Below are 15,854 nucleotides of genomic sequence, written 5' to 3'. Positions count from 1 at the left end.
CGGGCCGCCTAGCGGACGGTCACCTGCAAGCGATACGTGCGGCCCGCGTCGATGTTGTCGACGTGGGCCGCAGCCAGTTCGATACCGTCGCAGATCACCACCGTGCGCTCGACCGCGCCGCGCCGGATATCCACCTCGAACGTCGCGCCGCGGAAGCGCCGCGTGACCGTCATGCCGGGCCAGCCGGACGGCAGTTGCGGATTGACCGTCAAGCCGTCCGCATCCCCTTTCAGGCCACACAGGCCTTCGATCAGGCAGCGATAGACCCAGGCCACGGTGCCCGTGTTGAACAACTGGCTCGAGCGCCCGGCCGTGCGCGGGTACTCGTGGTACGCGCCGCGGTAGTAGTTGGGAATGAATACGGGCAGCTGGCCGCGCTGCAGGTAGTCGGCCAGGTCCGGACCCGGAATCATCTTGCGCAGCGCGTCGAAGGCGCGGTCGGCCTCGCCAATCGTGTACAGGCTGAAGATGTAGAACACGGCGGCGTGGTTGTAGACCGCGCCATTCTCGGCCGAGCCGGGATGCTTTTGCGTGACGCGGCCGATGTCTTCGCGCATGGCGCTGTAGGGCGGGGCGAACATCTGCACGCCGTAGGGTGTCTTCAATTGCGCGTCGATCTCGGGCAGCATCTGCGCGCGCTGTGCATCGTTTGCGGCGCCCGAGAGGAATGCCCAGCTTTGCGGGTTCAGGTAGATGCGGCCTTCGGTATCGGCCGCCACGCCGAACTTGACGTCGTCGTCGGTGATGCCGCGTGCGAACCAGCTGCCATCCCACAGGTGCGCGTTGGCAGAGGCGTTCATGGCGGCGGCGCCGTCGCGGTAGCGCGCCTGCATCGCTTCGTCGCCGCGCGCGGCGCAGACGTCGGCCCACAGGTTCAGCGCGTAGGCGGCCGCCACGGTCAGCCAGCCCGAGACGCCGCGGCCCTTGTAGCCGACCATGTTCATCGGATCGCACCAGTCGCCCTGTTCGATGTAGGAGAGGCCCCGTGCATCGCGCCGCAGCAAGAGCCAGTCCATCGCCAGGCAGATGCGCTCGAACGCAGATTTGACGTCGCCGCCGTGCGCGCTGACCGGCACGTCGAGGATGGCTGCATCGCCTGTTTCATCGAGATAGGCTTGCAGGCACACGGGCAGCCAGACGCAGTGGTCGGTGTGCGGGATCTGGTTGATGTATTTGAGTTCGGCGCCTTCGAACAGCAGGATCCCGTCCGGCATGGCTCCATTTTCTTCCTGCTGGCTCAGCGCATGCAGGAAGGCGGCGCGGGCAGCGGCCGGCTTGACGAACACCATGCCCATATTGTCCTGCAGGTAGTTGCGGGTCTGCGGGTCGGTGCTGAGACGATTGACGTCGCCGTGGTAATACACCTGGCGCGCCAGCCACGTGTTGACGAAATTATCCAGCTCGGGGTCGGGCGTGACGATCTGCAGCACGCCATCGCCCTCGGCGATGTAGGCGGCGTAGTCGCGGGCGGCGGCGGCGAAGCCTTCTTCGCTCAGGTAGCGCTGGCGCAGCAGGGTGATCTCGGCATCGTCGAACGCAGGGCCGAACAGCAGGCGGCGGGTGGCGGCCTCGCCGGGCGCCAGGGCCAGGCGGTACTGGACGACGGCGGCTGGCGTTTCGTAGCGCGCGTCGCCGCAGGGCAGCAGCGCGGGCGTTAGCGTCGATGGCGCATGCAGGCCGCCTTCGCCTTCGAACACCTTTTGCCCGGTTTCCCAGGCGTCCGGTGCTTGCTCGCACAGCAGCACGGTGCGGTCTTTCAGCAGGCGGTTCTTGAAGAAGTCATCCAGCTTCTGGTACGGCGTGATGCAGGTTGCGACGATGCCGCCCAGGTCGTGCCGGTACTCGGCCGACTGGTTCATCCACGACATGTAGCCGACCGTGAAGTACGGGTAGATGCTGATGCGGCGCGGGCGCTCCGTCAGATTGGTGACGGCTATCGTCCACAGTTCGGCCACGTCGTCGACCGGCAGCGCGAGCGTCAGGTCGATGCGGATGCCGAGCTTTTCGATCGTCCATTGCAGGTCGGTGCGCCCGACCGAGAACGCATAGCGATCGAGCCCACCGCGCACCGGTTCATACGGCGCCGAAAACAGCTCGCCCGTGTCTTCGTCCTTCACGTACACGAAGCGGCCCGGATGGTGGGCGTAGTAATTCTGCTCCGGCTGCATGAACGATTTTGCTTCCATGTTCGGGCCGTGCGAGTACTTGCCGGGTTCGGGCTGCATGAACTGCGCGGTGGCGTAGCCGCGGCAGGTGGTCTGGATCATCATCCTGCGGTTCCACAGGAAGCCGCCCGCCTGCGGCATGGCGGTCGGGCTGGTGAGCACATAGCGGTCGTCTTGCGGGTACAGCATCGGGGCAATCTCCATTGGAATCATGGCGCCGCCTTGCGCGCGGCCAGTTCGGCGCCCATGCGCGCCAGGGCCTTGGCGTCGAGGTTGTACAAGCACATCACCAGCACGGCCACCAGCGCAAAGGCGGCCGGCACGAACGACATCAGCCAGACGATGCCGGCCTGCGAGCCGACGCTCTGCGCCGCGTTGGGCACGTAGCCGAGCCAGGTGAAGACGGCGCCGATGACGCTGACCGCCACCGCGGTGCCGAGCTTTTGCGAAAAGGTCGCGGCAGCGAAGGTCATCGCGGTGGCGCGCCGGCCGGTGCGCCATTCGTTGTAGTCGGCGGTGTCGGCATACATCGAAAACGCCAGCGGCGACTTGGGCCCGAGCACGAAGCCCAGGCCTGCCTGCAGCACGAACATCAGGTCGATCCGGTCGGCCGGAATCAGGAAGAACAGCGACGACAGCACGGCGGTGCAGCTCATCAAGAGGATCATCAGCAGCTTCTTGTCGATGAAGCGCGTGAGCAGCGGCGTGCAGGCCGCGCCGACGGCGGCAAACACCATATAGGTCGGCACGAAGGTCGCCATCAGTTCGGGGCGGCCAACGACGTACTTGAAGTAGTAGGCCGAGGTCGTGGTGCGCAGCGTGATCGTCACCATGATGACCAGGGCCAGCACGAACAGCACGACCCAGGGCCGGTTGGACGCCAGGTCGCGGATGTCGCGCCAGACGTCGTTCTTCTGGCCGGGCGGGGGCAGCACGCGTTCACGCGTATTGAGGAACGTAATCAGGAACATGACCGATGCCGCCACGCTCCACGCGAGCATCGTCAACTGCCAGCCGCGCACGTCGTCACCGGCGCCGAGCCATGCCACCATCGCCGGTGTGGCGGCTGTGACGAGCGTGCTGCCGGCGAAGGCAAAGATGAAGCGCAGGCCGTTGATCGTCGAGCGTTCCTGCGGGTCGTTCGAGATCACGCCGGAGAGCGCGTTGTAGGGAATGTTCACGCAGGTGTAGCAGACCATCATCGCCAGATAACTGCCGTAGGCCCACAGCAGCTTGCCGTTGGCGTCCAGGTCGGGCGTGGTGTAGGTGAGCACGGCGGCCGCGCCAAGGGGGATCGACATCCAGATCAGGTAGGGCCGGAACTTGCCGAAGCGGGTATTGGTGCGGTCGGCAAAGGCGCCGATCACGGGGTCGGTAAAGGCGTTGATCAGCTTGATCGAAGCAAGCAGGGTGGCCGCCTGCGCCGCCGAAATGCCGAATGTGTCGGTATAAAAGATCAGCAGGAAGGTGGCGATATTGGCCCAATAAAAATTGAAGCCCATGTCGGCTACGCCATAGCTGATCTTTTCTCGCCAGGCGAGGTTGCCGCCCGTCGCCACAGGTGTCTCAGGCCCGCGCTTGAACATTGATTGTCTCCAGATATTTTTATGGTAATGCCAGCATTCACTGATAACGCTAACATCGGGCAAGTATGGCGCTGCCAGGATGGCGTGTCAACACACCGCGGCGTGCCGACGAGCCGTATTGAGATATGGTCGTTTTGATCATTGCTTTACACTGCCGGGGCAGCCTGCGACGACACGTTTTGACTAGAGGAGTCGATTGACCACCATGATCCTGCCGGCCCGAATGCACTTCCTGATGAACCGCCTGCGCGAGCGCCTGTGGGTCAAGCCCATGATCGCCTGCGTTTTATCCGTTGCCGGCGTGGCGCTGGCGCACCTGGTCGACAGCATCCCGATCGACTGGAAGGTGCCGGAAATCGCGCAAGGCTCGATCGTCGACCTGCTCAAGGTGATCGCCGCCAGCATGCTGGGCGTCGCGACGTTTGCCGTCGCGTCGATGGTGGCCGCGTATGCGTCGACCGGACAGTCGGCCACCGAGCGCGCGTTTCCGCTCGTGATTGCCGACGACGTCTCGCAGAACGCGCTGTCGATCTTTGTTGGCGCCTTCATTTTCGCCATCATCGGCCTGAGCGCGACGACCAACGACTATTTCGGCAAGCCGGGTCGCTTCACCCTGTTCGTGCTGACCCTGCTCACGCTGGTGATCGTCGTGCTCGTGTTCGTGCGCTGGGTCGACAGCATCGCGCGTCTGGGCCGCCTGGGCGCGGTGATTGCCCGGGTCGAACGGGCGGCCGCCGAAGCGATGGCGCGCCGCACCCGGGTGCCCTGCATGGGCGGCATGGTGGCCTACGGGCCACCGGCCGGCCTGGCCTTTCACAGCCAGGCGAGTGGCTATCTGCAGCGGGTGGACATGGATGCCCTGCAGCGCATCGCCGCCGAGCGCAAGCTGCGCATCACGCTGGCCGTTGCGCCCGGCGCGCTGATCGTCTGCTCGCGCCCCATCGGCTACGTGCTGCCCGATGGGCAAGACGCCGGCACGATCGAACCGGACCTGATCGCCAATTCATTTACCATTGGCCCACTGCGCCAGTTCGACGAAGACCCGGGCTTCGGGCTGGTCGTGCTGACCGAGATCGGCAGCCGCGCGCTATCCCCCGGCATCAACGATCCCGGCACTGCCATTGTCGTGCTCAACGCGGTCTACCGGATATTCGATGCATGGACCCATCCCGATTTCGGCGTCGAGCCGGACCATGACCGCATCGAAGTGCCGCCGCTGTCGCTGGACGACATGTTCAACGATATCTTCCCGCCGCTGGCCCGCGATGGCGCGGGTGTGCTGGAAATCGCGCTGCACCTGCAGTGGGTGTGCGGCGAGCTGGGTCGCTGCGGCGATCCGCACCTGCGCGCCGTGGCGCAGCGCCAGGCCGACGAGGCCCTGGCACGCTCGGCAGCCGCCCTGGATTTCGCGCCGGACCTGGCGCAACTGCGCCGCAGGCATGCTGATTACTGGTAACCGGCATGTCTGCCGGGTCAGACGGCGCTGGCATGAGCGCTCATTCCCACGCCTATCGTCCTGCATGCAGGCTGCCGCGACAACTTGTTACCAAACCATGCAATGCGCATGCCGCGCCAGACGCTTTCCAGCGTAAGCTTCAGGTCTGTCCATTGGAGGGATGAAGATGACGATGACCCGGATCATGGCGCTGGCCGTTGGCACGCTCGCCGCGTGCGCGGTGCAGGCGCAGGAACTGCTGCCAATCCAGACGCCGGCCGGGCCGGCGGCACTCAAGGCCGATGAGCTGCACGCACCTGATCCGTTTGCCGGAACGCGCACACCTGCGTCCCGCGTGTATGGCGCGAACGTTGCTGCACAACCCAATGACCACATCTTCAAGGGCTTCCGGCGCGATCCGCGGCTGATCGCCGGGGTCAAGGTCGCCCCGCATGTCGCGCTCGAGGCCGGTTACGTCAACCTGCCCGACCGCGGCCTGTATCGGGAAGAGCAGGGCAGGGCCGAGGGTGCATCGCAGGGGCTTGGCGAGAAAGGCTCGAGCAACCATCTGGCCGTCAAGCTATCGACGCCCGAGGATGCGCGCCTGTCGGCGTATGCCAAGGCGGGGATCGCCTACAGCGAAATCAAGCGCAGCATCAATGCCGGGCCCGATACGTGGGTTCACAACGGCGCTGGTCCAGAAATCGATTCCGGGTCCGATACAGGGCTGTATACGGGCGCTGGTGCCAAGCTCAAGCTCGACAAATCAACATCGGTCAACGCCGAGTTCTCGCGGCATGGCGACACAGCCAATAAACTTGGCCGTGTCATCAGGGACGGCATCAAGGGCAATATGCAGTTGGGCTTCTGATCCCGTCAGTGCGCGGCGGCGGGTGCCGCTGCGACCGGCGCGGAAGCACGCTTTGCCACCTTGTCGTCACGCAGTTCTTCCGGATCGCGCAGCGGAATCATCAGGAACGCACTGAGCGCATACAGACCGGCAAAGATCCAGATGATGCCCGCCACGCCCAGCGACGCGCTGAAGATGGCAACGATCGCCGGCCCGACCCAGGTCGATGCACCCGCGCCCAGGCTCAGCACTGACAGCGCGGCGGCGCGATTTTTCGGCACCAGCAGCGGCATCAATGCCGACAGGGGCACGAAGCCGCCCAGCGTCATGCCGTACATCGCACCGAACAGTGCGGCGATGTAGAAGTTGCCGATAAACAGCTGCGGCATGTAGAAGAACAGCGGCGTCGTGATGGCGCTGCCGACGGCGCCCATCCAGATCACCGTGTTGCGCAGGCCAAAGCGGGTGGCCAGGCGGCTCGAGATGATGTTGCCGGCAATATTGGCGACAAAAATCACCGTCACCAGGCGCAGCCACTGCTCCAGCGTGAAGCCGATGACGTCCATGAAGAAGCCCGGCAACACGATGAAGAAGCCAAACATCGACGCCGTGTTGATGGTGCGCACCACGCCGCTGAGCGAGGTCTTCGGCTCCTCCCACATGATCGAGACGCTGCCCATCAGTGACGTCAGCGGCTTTTCGCCAACTGGCGCCAGGCGCTTGGTGCCGGCGGCATCCTTCACGCACAGCAGAGCCAGCGCGGCGCCGCCAATCACCAGGACCAGCGAGAGCCAGAACGTGGCCAGCGCGCCAATCAGCGGTACCGAGAAGCTCGCCACCAGCGCGCCGAGGGTCGGCAGGCCGGCCGCATACGCCACCCAGAACCAGCCCATCGCCAGGCCGAGCTTTTTGGCTGGCGTGGCGGCGACGATCCAGACCAGGAAGCCGTAGGCAAACAGCGGATAGCCGAAGCCGCGCAGAGCGTAGCCGGCCAACATCATCGGATAGCTCATCTGCCCGACGCCGAATGTCAGGAACACCACCTGGAACACGACCCAGATACCGGCGCCGATCAGCATGACTTTCTTCGGACCCCAGATATTCGACAGCGCACCGGCACACCAGGAGCCGATCGCTACCGTCACGCCATACACGGTAAACAGGACCGCGATATCGGCTTCGACCATGTTTTTCTGGGCCAGGTAGGGCGCCAGGTAGCCGAGTTCGACGCCATCGCCGATCATGAAGATCAGCAGGCCGACGAAGCCCCACAGCAGTGAGCGGGGAATCCCGAGCTTGTCGCACAGCCTGTCGAGGATGCCCGGTTGGGAAGAGGGAAGATGTGGCGATGCCGTTGGCATGCAGTTTGTGGTTGGAGACAAAATTAGCACCTGCAAAATCGTGGCGTTCATGAACGCGATGGGCAACCCGGAAGGGGCGAAGTGCGCGCAGCGGGGACGCGTGGTAGGGCAGTTCCGGAGAGGAACTCAGGGCAAGGATGCCCGTGACATGCCGTGGGAACGGCAAGCAACGACACGTGACCGCGCCATTACGTGAGACCGGAGTTGATCTTTCCAAATAGTATCACATTTGCACAAATGTGTTAACTTGTTAGTGAATTTCGTGCGGATGTGCGACGTTGTTGAAAGTTACGATCAGGAAGTAAAAAACCGCCGTGCCCGAAGCGGGGACGGCGGTTTTTTCTGGCAGCGGCTGGAAGCTTAGAACTCTTCCCACTCCGCTTCATTCATCTTGGTGGTGGCGACCGGCTTGCTGGCTGGTTTGGCGATCGGCTTGCTGACTGGTTTCGCTGCCTGCTTTTCTGCCGGCTTTTTCGCGGACTTGCTGACTGGCTCTTCGGCAGACGTAGCAGCAGACACCACAGCAGGCTTGGCTGCCGCACGCGGCGCAGGCTTGCTCAGCGCCGGGCGCGCCGGTGGCGGACGCTTGACGGGCGCGCTGGCGACGACCGGCGTCGTGTGCGCGGCGTCGAGCTTGAACACGTCGACCACCTGCGCCAGGCGCCTGGCCTGATCCTGCAGCGACGCCGTTGCGGCAGTGGCTTCTTCGACCAGTGCGGCGTTCTGCTGGGTCGCGTTGTCCATCTGGCCCATGGCCTGGTTGACCTGGTCGATGCCGGTGATCTGCTCCTGGCTGGCCGACGAGATCTCGCCCATGATGTCGGTCACGCGGCGGATCGAGTCCACCACTTCGCGCATCGTCGCGCCCGTCTGGTCGACCAGCTTGGTGCCGGTGTCGACTTTGTCGACCGAGTCGCCGATGAGGCCCTTGATTTCCTTGGCGGCCGCCGCCGAACGCTGCGCCAGCGTCCGCACTTCGGATGCGACGACGGCAAAGCCACGGCCCTGCTCGCCGGCGCGCGCTGCTTCGACAGCAGCGTTCAGGGCCAGGATATTGGTCTGGAACGCGATGCCGTCGATGACGCTGATGATGTCGACGATCTTGCGCGACGACTCGTTGATCGAGCCCATCGTGGCGACGACCTGGTCGACCGAGGCGCCGGCCTGCGTCGCGACGCTCGACGCGGCAATGGCCAGCTGGTTGGCCTGGCGCGCATTGTCGGCGTTCTGGCGCACGGTGCCCGTCAGTTCTTCCATCGAGGCGGCGGTTTCTTCCAGTGCTGCGGCCTGCTGTTCGGTGCGGCTCGACAGGTCGAAGCTGCCGGCGGCGATCTCGCCCGACGCGCCGCTGATGGTCTGGGTGCCGGTGCGCACTTCGTCGACGATCTTGGCCAGGCTGGCATTCATATTGCCCAGCGCGCGCAGCAGGGCGCCGGTTTCATCGCTGGCGCTGCTGTCGATGCGCACGGTCAGGTCGCCGGCCGCAACTTGTTCGGCAGCCTGCACGGCGCGGCGCAGCGGCTGCGTGATCGAGCGGGTCAGCAGCCAGGCGAAGACGCCGCCCAGCAGCAGGGCACCGCCGGCCAGCGAGCCGATGACGACCTTGCCACGTGACGCGGTGCCGGCAATCATTGCGGCGCTGTCGCTGATGTGCTGTTGCTGCAGCTTGACCAGATCGTGGACACGCCCTTCGTAAGCTTTGGCGGCCGGCGTGAATTGCTGGGTCAGGATTTGCTCGGCCAGTTCGGTATTGCCCTCGGCCTTGGCCTTGACGGCGCCGTCGCGTGCCTTGCTGTAGGCGGCGCGGTGTTCCATCACCGACTTGAACAGGGCGGTTTCCTCGTCACCGCTGATCAACGGTTCGATCTTCTTGACCAGATCGGCCGACAGCTTGCCGGTGGCGGCCGCATCTTCCTTGAAGTAGGCGGTCAGCGAGCCATCGCTGCTCTTGACGATGGCGGCGGTACGGCGCACGGCGGCAAAAATCTGCGTGTACCACTCCGCGATCATGCGTTCTTTCGCGAGCGGCTCGGCCAGGATGATCTGCGTTTCCTGCGCAACCTGATTCAGCCGCCAGACGCCAACGGTCGCGATAATGACCGTCATCATGAGGGTCAGCGCGAATCCTGCTGCCAGTCGCGTTCCGATATTGAGTTTGATAAAGTTGCCCATGTGTGCTCTAGGTGAAATGTCTAAGTGCGGCGCGGTCCGGAACCGGGGACTGCGGGAGCTGCCGACTGTCTCGACTGGTGTTGTAATTAATTTGAAGTCTGAACTTGCTGCCCCAATTATTGCCCAGTTGAAACGAAAATGCACTGAGAATGGGTGGTAATTTGTGGTTTTGTGATCGGCCAGCGACAGTGTTGCCAGAGAAGTTAACGCCTTGATATGAGGCGATATTTGCCGCTTTAAGGTATAATTTCTATTTCCCGCGTGTGCCGTTCGGCACCATCAGCACAATGACCAAATTCGTATTCGTCACTGGCGGCGTCGTCTCTTCCCTGGGCAAAGGGATTGCAGCCGCCTCCCTCGCCGCAATCCTCGAGAGCCGCGGTCTCAAAGTCACCATGCTCAAGCTCGATCCGTACATCAACGTCGATCCGGGCACCATGAGTCCAACCCAGCACGGCGAAGTGTTCGTCACCGACGACGGCGCCGAGACTGACCTCGACCTTGGCCACTACGAGCGTTTCATCAGCACCCGCATGAAAAAGGTGAATAATTTCACCACGGGCCAGATCTATGAATCGGTGATCCGCAAGGAACGTCGTGGCGAATACCTCGGCAAGACCGTGCAGGTGATCCCGCACATCACCAACGAGATCCAGGATTACATCCGTCGCGGCGCCGAAGGCGTCGACGTGGCGCTGGTCGAAATCGGCGGCACCGTCGGCGACATCGAGTCGCTGCCGTTCCTCGAAGCGGCGCGCCAGCTGTCGCTGCGTTCGGGCCGCAAGGGCGCCGCATTCGTGCACCTGACGCTCGTGCCGTTCATCGCCTCGGCCGGCGAACTCAAGACCAAGCCGACCCAGCACAGCGTGCAGAAGTTGCGCGAAATCGGTATCTCGCCCAACGCGCTGCTGTGCCGCGCCGACCGCCCGATCCCGGACGACGAACGCGCCAAGATTTCGCTGTTCGCCAACGTCGAAGAGCAGGCTGTTATTTCGGTGTGGGACGTCGACACCATCTACAAGGTGCCGCAAGTGCTGTGCGACCAGGGCCTGGATGACATCATCCTCGAAGCGCTTGGCCTGGACGCACCAAAAGCCGACCTGTCGATGTGGACCAAGCTGATTCACACGCTCGAGAATCCGAAGCACGAAGTCACGATCGGCATGGTCGGCAAGTATGTCGACCTGATCGAGTCGTACAAGTCGCTGACCGAAGCGCTGCGCCACGCCGGCATCCACACCGAAAGCCGCGTCAATATCGAGTACCTCGATTCCGAAGAAATCGAAACCCGTGGCTGCGACCACCTGGCCAAGTACGATGCGATCCTGGTGCCGGGCGGCTTCGGCAAGCGCGGCGTCGAAGGCAAGATCGCCGCTGCCCGCTACGCCCGCGAAAACAAGATCCCGTACCTGGGCATTTGCCTGGGCATGCAGGTCGCGCTGATCGAGTACGCACGCAATATGGCGGGCCTGGCCAACGCCAACTCGACCGAGTTCGATCCTGAAACCGACCAGCCGGTCGTCGCCCTGATCACCGAGTGGCAGAACCACGACGGCAAGGTCGAAAAGCGCGACACCAACTCGAACCTGGGGGGCACGATGCGCCTGGGCGCGCAGACCTGCGCCGTCAACCCGGGCACGCTGGCCGCCGAAATCTACGGTAACGTCGTCACCGAGCGTCACCGTCACCGCTACGAAGGCAACAACCACTACCTGCCAAAGGTCGAGGCTGCCGGCCTGACCGTGTCGGCGCGTACGCCGAACGAAGACCTCTGCGAAATCATGGAGTTGCCACGCACCGGCGCGAACTCGCACCCATGGTATATGGGCGTGCAGTTCCACCCCGAGTTCAAGTCGACGCCGCGCAACGGTCACCCGCTGTTCACGTCGTTCATCAAGGCCGCCCTGGCGCACCAGGCATCGAACACCAATCCTGCCGCCAACGTTGAACTGGCCGCACCAGCACTCCAAGGAGACGCAGCATGAAACTCGCCGGATTCGACGTCGGCCTCGAGCACCCGATCTTTTTGATCGCCGGCACCTGCGTGATCGAATCGCGCCAGATGGCGATGGACACGGCGGGTACGCTCAAGGAAATCACCGCGGCACTGGGTATTCCGTTCATCTACAAATCGTCGTTCGACAAGGCCAATCGCTCGTCGGGCAAATCGTTCCGCGGCCCTGGCATCGAGAAGGGTCTCGAGATCCTGGCCGATGTGCGCCGCGAAATCGGCGTGCCGGTGCTGACCGACGTGCATGACGCCGAGATGATCCCGCATGTCGCGAGCATCGTCGACGTGCTGCAAACGCCGGCGTTCCTGTGCCGCCAGACCGACTTCATCAACGCCTGCGCGCGTTCGGGCAAGCCGGTCAATATCAAGAAGGGCCAGTTCCTGGCCCCGGGCGACATGAAGAACGTCATCGACAAAGCGCGCGCCGCTGCGCGCGACGCCGGCCTCGAAGAAGATAACTTCATGGCCTGCGAGCGCGGCGCCTCGTTCGGCTACAACAACCTGGTGTCGGACATGCGTGGCCTGGCCATCATGCGCGAATCGAACTGCCCGGTGGTGTTCGATGCAACCCACTCGGTGCAGCTGCCGGGCGGGCAGGGCACGTCGTCGGGCGGCCAGCGCGAACACATTCCCGTGCTGTCGCGCGCCGCCGTGGCGTCCGGCATTGCCGGCCTGTTCATGGAAACGCACCCGGATCCGGCCAATGCGATGTCGGATGGTCCGAATGCGGTGCCGCTGGCGCGCATGAAAGAGCTCCTGACGACCCTGGTCGAGATCGACCGCGTCGTCAAGAAGTCGCCGTTCCTGGAATTCGACTTCAAGTAACCGTTCAGGTTTGGATGCACCGTGTTGCGGGTATCCCTGGGGGACCCGGAGCACGGTGGTCCCCCCAAGATTACCTACCTTCTGGAGACTGAGAAACATGAGTGCTATCGTTGATATCATCGGCCGCGAAATCCTGGATTCCCGCGGTAACCCTACCGTCGAATGCGACGTCCTGCTCGAATCGGGCGTGATGGGCCGCGCGGCAGTGCCGTCGGGCGCATCGACCGGCTCGCGCGAAGCGATCGAACTGCGTGACGGCGATCCGAAGCGCTACTTCGGCAAAGGCGTGCTGCAAGCCTGCGAAAATATCAACACCGAGATCTCCGAAGCGATCATGGGCCTGGACGCGAACGAGCAAGCGTTCCTGGACCGCACCCTGATCGATCTCGACGGCACCGAAAACAAGAGCCGCCTGGGCGCCAACGCCATGCTGGCCGTGTCGATGGCCGTGGCCAAGGCCGCTGCCGAAGAAGCGGGCCTGCCGCTGTACCGCTACTTCGGCGGTTCGGGCGCGATGCAGATGCCGGTGCCGATGATGAACGTCATCAACGGCGGCGCGCACGCCGACAACAACCTGGACATCCAGGAATTCATGATCATCCCGATCGGCGCTCCGTCGTTCAAGGAAGCCATCCGCTACGGCGCCGAGGTGTTCCACACGCTCAAGAAAATCCTGCACGCACGCGGCCTGAACACCGCAGTCGGCGACGAAGGCGGTTTCGCCCCGTCGGTGGCCAACCACGAAGAAGCCATCAAGCTGATCATGGAAGCGATCGAGCAGGCCGGCTACGTTGCCGGCCAGGACATCGCGCTGGGCCTCGATTGCGCCGCCAGCGAATTCTATAAAGATGGCCGTTACGTGCTCGAAGGCGAAGGCGGCCTGAGCCTGTCGGCAGCCGACTTCACCAACATGCTCGCGACCTGGTGCGACAAGTACCCGATCATCTCGATCGAAGACGCGATGCACGAAGGCGACTGGGAAGGCTGGGCCACGCTGACCGCCGCACTGGGCAAGAAGGTCCAGCTGGTGGGCGACGACCTGTTCGTCACCAACACCAAGATCCTGAAAGAGGGCATCCAGAAGGGCATCGCCAACTCGATCCTCATCAAGATCAACCAGATCGGCACGCTGACCGAAACGTTTGCCGCCATCGAGATGGCCAAGCGCGCCGGCTACACCGCCGTGATCTCGCACCGCTCGGGTGAAACCGAAGATTCGACCATCGCCGATATCGCCGTGGGCCTGAATGCGCTGCAGATCAAGACCGGTTCGCTGTCGCGTTCGGACCGCATGGCCAAGTACAACCAGTTGCTGCGCATCGAGGAAGACCTGGGCGACATCGCCAGCTACCCGGGCCGTGACGCGTTCTACAACCTGAAGTAATCCCCTGGGGCCGGCGCGCGGGATGGGATCGTCCCACCCGCGCGTCGGCTTTTTCATCTCCTTCGTTTTTCACCATGCGCCTGATCACCATTGCCCTGGCTGTTCTGCTCGTGCTGATCCAGTATCCCCTCTGGCTTGGCAAGGGCGGCTGGCTGTCCGTGGCCGACATGCAGAACCAGGTCGAAACCACGCGCATCAAGACCGAGCAACTCGCGGCGCGCAACAGCAAGCTCGACTCCGAAGTCGATGACCTGACCGAAGGCACGGGCGCTGTCGAAGAGCGTGCGCGCTACGACCTGGGCATGATCAAGCAGAACGAGATTTTCGTGCAGGTGCTGCGCAAGAATGAAATCCCGGTCGAATCGATGACCGTGCCGCCACCACCGCCACCGCCGAAACCTGGTGCCAAGCCGACCGGCGCTGCCGCACACTGAACCTATCATCATGACCGAAGAAACTACCCCGATCGATCCCGCCAGCCTCGATTCGCTCGATGCGATCGCGGACTGCCTGGCCGAAGCGTTCGAAGATGGCGATGGCGCCGTGATTACGGCAGCCCTGCAGGCAGTGGCGCAGGCACCCGCCCTGGGCGAGCTGGCCGCCAGCGTGGGCATGCCGCGCGACGCGCTGCAGGCAGCGATGACGGCAGGGGAGTTCGATATGGACCTGACCCTCGAGATCATGAAGGTCGTCGACCTGCACATGAGTGGCGGGAAGTAAGACGCTTCGCCACGCACGTAAAAAAACGTCGTTCCCGCGAAGGCGGGAACCCAAGTTTGCATGCAGACCAGTTACTTTTAAAGTTACCGGCTGCGCGACATGCTTGGGTTCCAGCCTTCGCTGGAACGACGTTTCTACGCTAACTCACTGAGCGCGACTACAGCGGCCTGCAAAGGCCGCGTTAATGCTTACTCTTTCGACTGCGACGATGCGTCGCCCTGCTCGTGGCCTGCGCCTTGCTCCAGGAATGCGCGCAGCATCCATGCATTTTTCTCGTGCACTTCCATGCGGGTCGACAGCATGTCGGCGGTCGGGAAATCGTCGATTTCGTCAGCAATACGCACGGCAGCGCGCGCGGTGCGGATCACGGCTTCCTGGCCTTCGACCAGTTGACGGATCATCTCTTTGGCCGACGGCACGTCGGTTTCTTCAGTGATGGTCGACAGTTCGACATAGCGCTTGTAGGTGCCTGGTGCGAAGTGGCCCAGGGCGCGGATGCGCTCGGCGATATCGTCCAGTGCGGTCCACAGCTCGGTGTACTGCTCCTGGAACATCACGTGCAGGGTCTGGAACATCGGACCGGTCACGTTCCAGTGGAAGTTGTGGGTCTTGAGGTACAGCATGTAGCTGTCGGCCAGGACGGTCGAGAGCGATTCGACGATTTTTGCGCGGTCTTCGGTGTTGATGCCAATATCGATGTTCATATGCGTTTCTCCATTAGTCAGTGAGATGTATTTGGTGCCACTGTCTGAAAATACAACAGTATCAAACAAGCATCAGCTTATCACTTCGCGCAAAAAGTCGAAGTCCGCATGAATTCCTGAAATCGGGGCAATACAGGGGCGCGCAACGCTGCTACCTTTGGGGGTGTGTCGATGAAAGTGCGCCACGGTTCGTGGCATGGATGCGTGATTCCATCGTTTGTCAGACTGGAGGCATCATGAACAAGCAGGTCATCTTGAACCTTGCAGTCAGCGATCTGGACCGGTCCAAGGCATTCTTTTCAGCGCTGGGCTTTCACTTCAAGCCGCAATACAGCAGCGACAGCACGGCCTACATGGTCATCGTCGACGACTGCATCCACGCCATGCTGATGACCGAGGCCTTCTTCGCTTCGCTGATCGATAAACCCGTGGCGCCGGCGCATCAGGCCAACGAGGTGATTATTTGCCTGAGTTGCGAGAGCCGCGAAGAACTCGTCGGTTTGATCGCCCGGGCGCGCGCTGCGGGCGCCCGTATTCCGCATCCGCTGGAAGACCATGGTTTCATGGTCGACCAGGGATTCGAGGACCTCGATGGTCATCTGTGGAATCTGGTGTGGATAGCGCCGCAGCCCTGATGGGCT

General features: G+C 63.1%; 13 protein-coding genes. 8 read left to right on the top strand and 5 right to left on the bottom strand.

The window, feature by feature from the left end:
- Positions 1 to 8: 8 nt before the first annotated feature.
- Together ACZ0AJ_RS13970 and ACZ0AJ_RS13965 are read right to left on the bottom strand one after the other, a co-directional pair.
- Positions 9 to 2,378 carry a GH36-type glycosyl hydrolase domain-containing protein gene (locus ACZ0AJ_RS13970; protein WP_499455106.1) on the bottom strand — a complete coding sequence of 790 codons (2,370 nt, stop codon included), beginning with the start codon at positions 2,376 to 2,378 and terminating at the stop codon, positions 9 to 11.
- Positions 2,375 to 3,751, bottom strand: coding sequence for an MFS transporter (locus ACZ0AJ_RS13965; RefSeq protein WP_258835211.1), 1,377 nt, complete (start codon positions 3,749 to 3,751; stop codon positions 2,375 to 2,377). The genes ACZ0AJ_RS13970 and ACZ0AJ_RS13965 overlap by 4 nt, the downstream gene beginning before the upstream one ends.
- A gap of 205 nt (positions 3,752 to 3,956) precedes the next feature.
- Here ACZ0AJ_RS13965 and ACZ0AJ_RS13960 point away from each other — a divergent pair, with 205 nt between their 5' ends.
- Together ACZ0AJ_RS13960 and ACZ0AJ_RS13955 are read left to right on the top strand one after the other, a co-directional pair.
- Positions 3,957 to 5,207, top strand: a complete 1,251-nt coding sequence (locus tag ACZ0AJ_RS13960) for a DUF2254 domain-containing protein (RefSeq protein ID WP_499456792.1) — start codon at positions 3,957 to 3,959, stop codon at positions 5,205 to 5,207.
- A 166-nt stretch (positions 5,208 to 5,373) separates the two neighbouring features.
- Positions 5,374 to 6,057 (top strand): outer membrane beta-barrel protein, encoded by a 684-nt coding sequence (locus ACZ0AJ_RS13955; protein WP_499455134.1) that lies wholly within the window; start codon positions 5,374 to 5,376, stop codon positions 6,055 to 6,057.
- Positions 6,058 to 6,062: 5 nt separating this feature from the next.
- Here the strand turns inward: ACZ0AJ_RS13955 and ACZ0AJ_RS13950 are convergent, their stop codons facing one another.
- Positions 6,063 to 7,397 (bottom strand): MFS transporter, encoded by a 1,335-nt coding sequence (locus ACZ0AJ_RS13950; protein WP_499455102.1) that lies wholly within the window; start codon positions 7,395 to 7,397, stop codon positions 6,063 to 6,065.
- A gap of 360 nt (positions 7,398 to 7,757) precedes the next feature.
- Positions 7,758 to 9,569 (bottom strand): methyl-accepting chemotaxis protein, encoded by a 1,812-nt coding sequence (locus ACZ0AJ_RS13945; RefSeq protein ID WP_499455101.1) that lies wholly within the window; start codon positions 9,567 to 9,569, stop codon positions 7,758 to 7,760.
- Positions 9,570 to 9,856: 287 nt separating this feature from the next.
- Between ACZ0AJ_RS13945 and pyrG the strand changes: the two genes are divergently transcribed.
- The 5 genes from pyrG (at position 9,857) to ACZ0AJ_RS13920 (ending at position 14,509) form a co-directional block, all read left to right on the top strand.
- The gene (gene pyrG, locus ACZ0AJ_RS13940) at positions 9,857 to 11,554 is read left to right on the top strand and encodes a CTP synthase (protein ID WP_499455100.1); all 1,698 of its coding nucleotides are present in this window, start codon (positions 9,857 to 9,859) and stop codon (positions 11,552 to 11,554) included.
- Positions 11,551 to 12,405, top strand: coding sequence for a 3-deoxy-8-phosphooctulonate synthase (kdsA, locus tag ACZ0AJ_RS13935; protein ID WP_183555582.1), 855 nt, complete (start codon positions 11,551 to 11,553; stop codon positions 12,403 to 12,405). The genes pyrG and kdsA overlap by 4 nt, the downstream gene beginning before the upstream one ends.
- 97 nt (positions 12,406 to 12,502) lie before the next feature.
- Positions 12,503 to 13,789, top strand: a complete 1,287-nt coding sequence (gene eno, locus ACZ0AJ_RS13930; RefSeq protein WP_258835206.1) for a phosphopyruvate hydratase — start codon at positions 12,503 to 12,505, stop codon at positions 13,787 to 13,789.
- Positions 13,790 to 13,863: 74 nt separating this feature from the next.
- Positions 13,864 to 14,223: a cell division protein FtsB gene (ftsB, locus tag ACZ0AJ_RS13925; protein ID WP_258835205.1), complete on the top strand. Its 360-nt coding sequence runs from the start codon at positions 13,864 to 13,866 to the stop codon at positions 14,221 to 14,223.
- A gap of 10 nt (positions 14,224 to 14,233) precedes the next feature.
- On the top strand, positions 14,234 to 14,509 hold the full coding sequence (locus tag ACZ0AJ_RS13920) for a helix-turn-helix domain-containing transcriptional regulator (RefSeq protein ID WP_258835204.1): 276 nt from the start codon (positions 14,234 to 14,236) through the stop codon (positions 14,507 to 14,509).
- A 188-nt stretch (positions 14,510 to 14,697) separates the two neighbouring features.
- Here ACZ0AJ_RS13920 and ACZ0AJ_RS13915 read toward each other — a convergent pair whose 3' ends face one another.
- Entirely contained in the window at positions 14,698 to 15,213 is a 516-nt protein-coding gene (locus ACZ0AJ_RS13915) for a Dps family protein (RefSeq protein WP_183555578.1), read from the bottom strand.
- A 236-nt stretch (positions 15,214 to 15,449) separates the two neighbouring features.
- Here ACZ0AJ_RS13915 and ACZ0AJ_RS13910 point away from each other — a divergent pair, with 236 nt between their 5' ends.
- Positions 15,450 to 15,848 carry a VOC family protein gene (locus ACZ0AJ_RS13910; RefSeq protein WP_499455098.1) on the top strand — a complete coding sequence of 133 codons (399 nt, stop codon included), beginning with the start codon at positions 15,450 to 15,452 and terminating at the stop codon, positions 15,846 to 15,848.
- Positions 15,849 to 15,854 lie beyond the last annotated feature (6 nt).

Source organism: Telluria sp. AC161, assembly GCF_979258535.1.
Note: the sequence above shows the minus strand (reverse complement) of the source record. Positions and strands in the feature narration are given on the sequence as shown.

Bases quoted from the DNA above. Each gene is read 5' to 3' on its own strand.
- ftsB (WP_258835205.1), top strand. From the start codon at position 13,864: ATGCGCCTGATCACCATTGCCCTGGCTGTTCTGCTCGTGCTGATCCAG.
- ACZ0AJ_RS13960 (WP_499456792.1), top strand. From the start codon at position 3,957: ATGATCCTGCCGGCCCGAATGCACTTCCTGATGAACCGCCTGCGCGAG.
- ACZ0AJ_RS13920 (WP_258835204.1), top strand. From the start codon at position 14,234: ATGACCGAAGAAACTACCCCGATCGATCCCGCCAGCCTCGATTCGCTC.
- ACZ0AJ_RS13945 (WP_499455101.1), bottom strand. From the start codon at position 9,569: ATGGGCAACTTTATCAAACTCAATATCGGAACGCGACTGGCAGCAGGA.
- ACZ0AJ_RS13910 (WP_499455098.1), top strand. From the start codon at position 15,450: ATGAACAAGCAGGTCATCTTGAACCTTGCAGTCAGCGATCTGGACCGG.
- eno (WP_258835206.1), top strand. From the start codon at position 12,503: ATGAGTGCTATCGTTGATATCATCGGCCGCGAAATCCTGGATTCCCGC.
- ACZ0AJ_RS13965 (WP_258835211.1), bottom strand. From the start codon at position 3,751: ATGTTCAAGCGCGGGCCTGAGACACCTGTGGCGACGGGCGGCAACCTC.
- ACZ0AJ_RS13915 (WP_183555578.1), bottom strand. From the start codon at position 15,213: ATGAACATCGATATTGGCATCAACACCGAAGACCGCGCAAAAATCGTC.
- ACZ0AJ_RS13955 (WP_499455134.1), top strand. From the start codon at position 5,374: ATGACGATGACCCGGATCATGGCGCTGGCCGTTGGCACGCTCGCCGCG.
- ACZ0AJ_RS13950 (WP_499455102.1), bottom strand. From the start codon at position 7,397: ATGCCAACGGCATCGCCACATCTTCCCTCTTCCCAACCGGGCATCCTC.
- ACZ0AJ_RS13970 (WP_499455106.1), bottom strand. From the start codon at position 2,378: ATGATTCCAATGGAGATTGCCCCGATGCTGTACCCGCAAGACGACCGC.
- kdsA (WP_183555582.1), top strand. From the start codon at position 11,551: ATGAAACTCGCCGGATTCGACGTCGGCCTCGAGCACCCGATCTTTTTG.
- pyrG (WP_499455100.1), top strand. From the start codon at position 9,857: ATGACCAAATTCGTATTCGTCACTGGCGGCGTCGTCTCTTCCCTGGGC.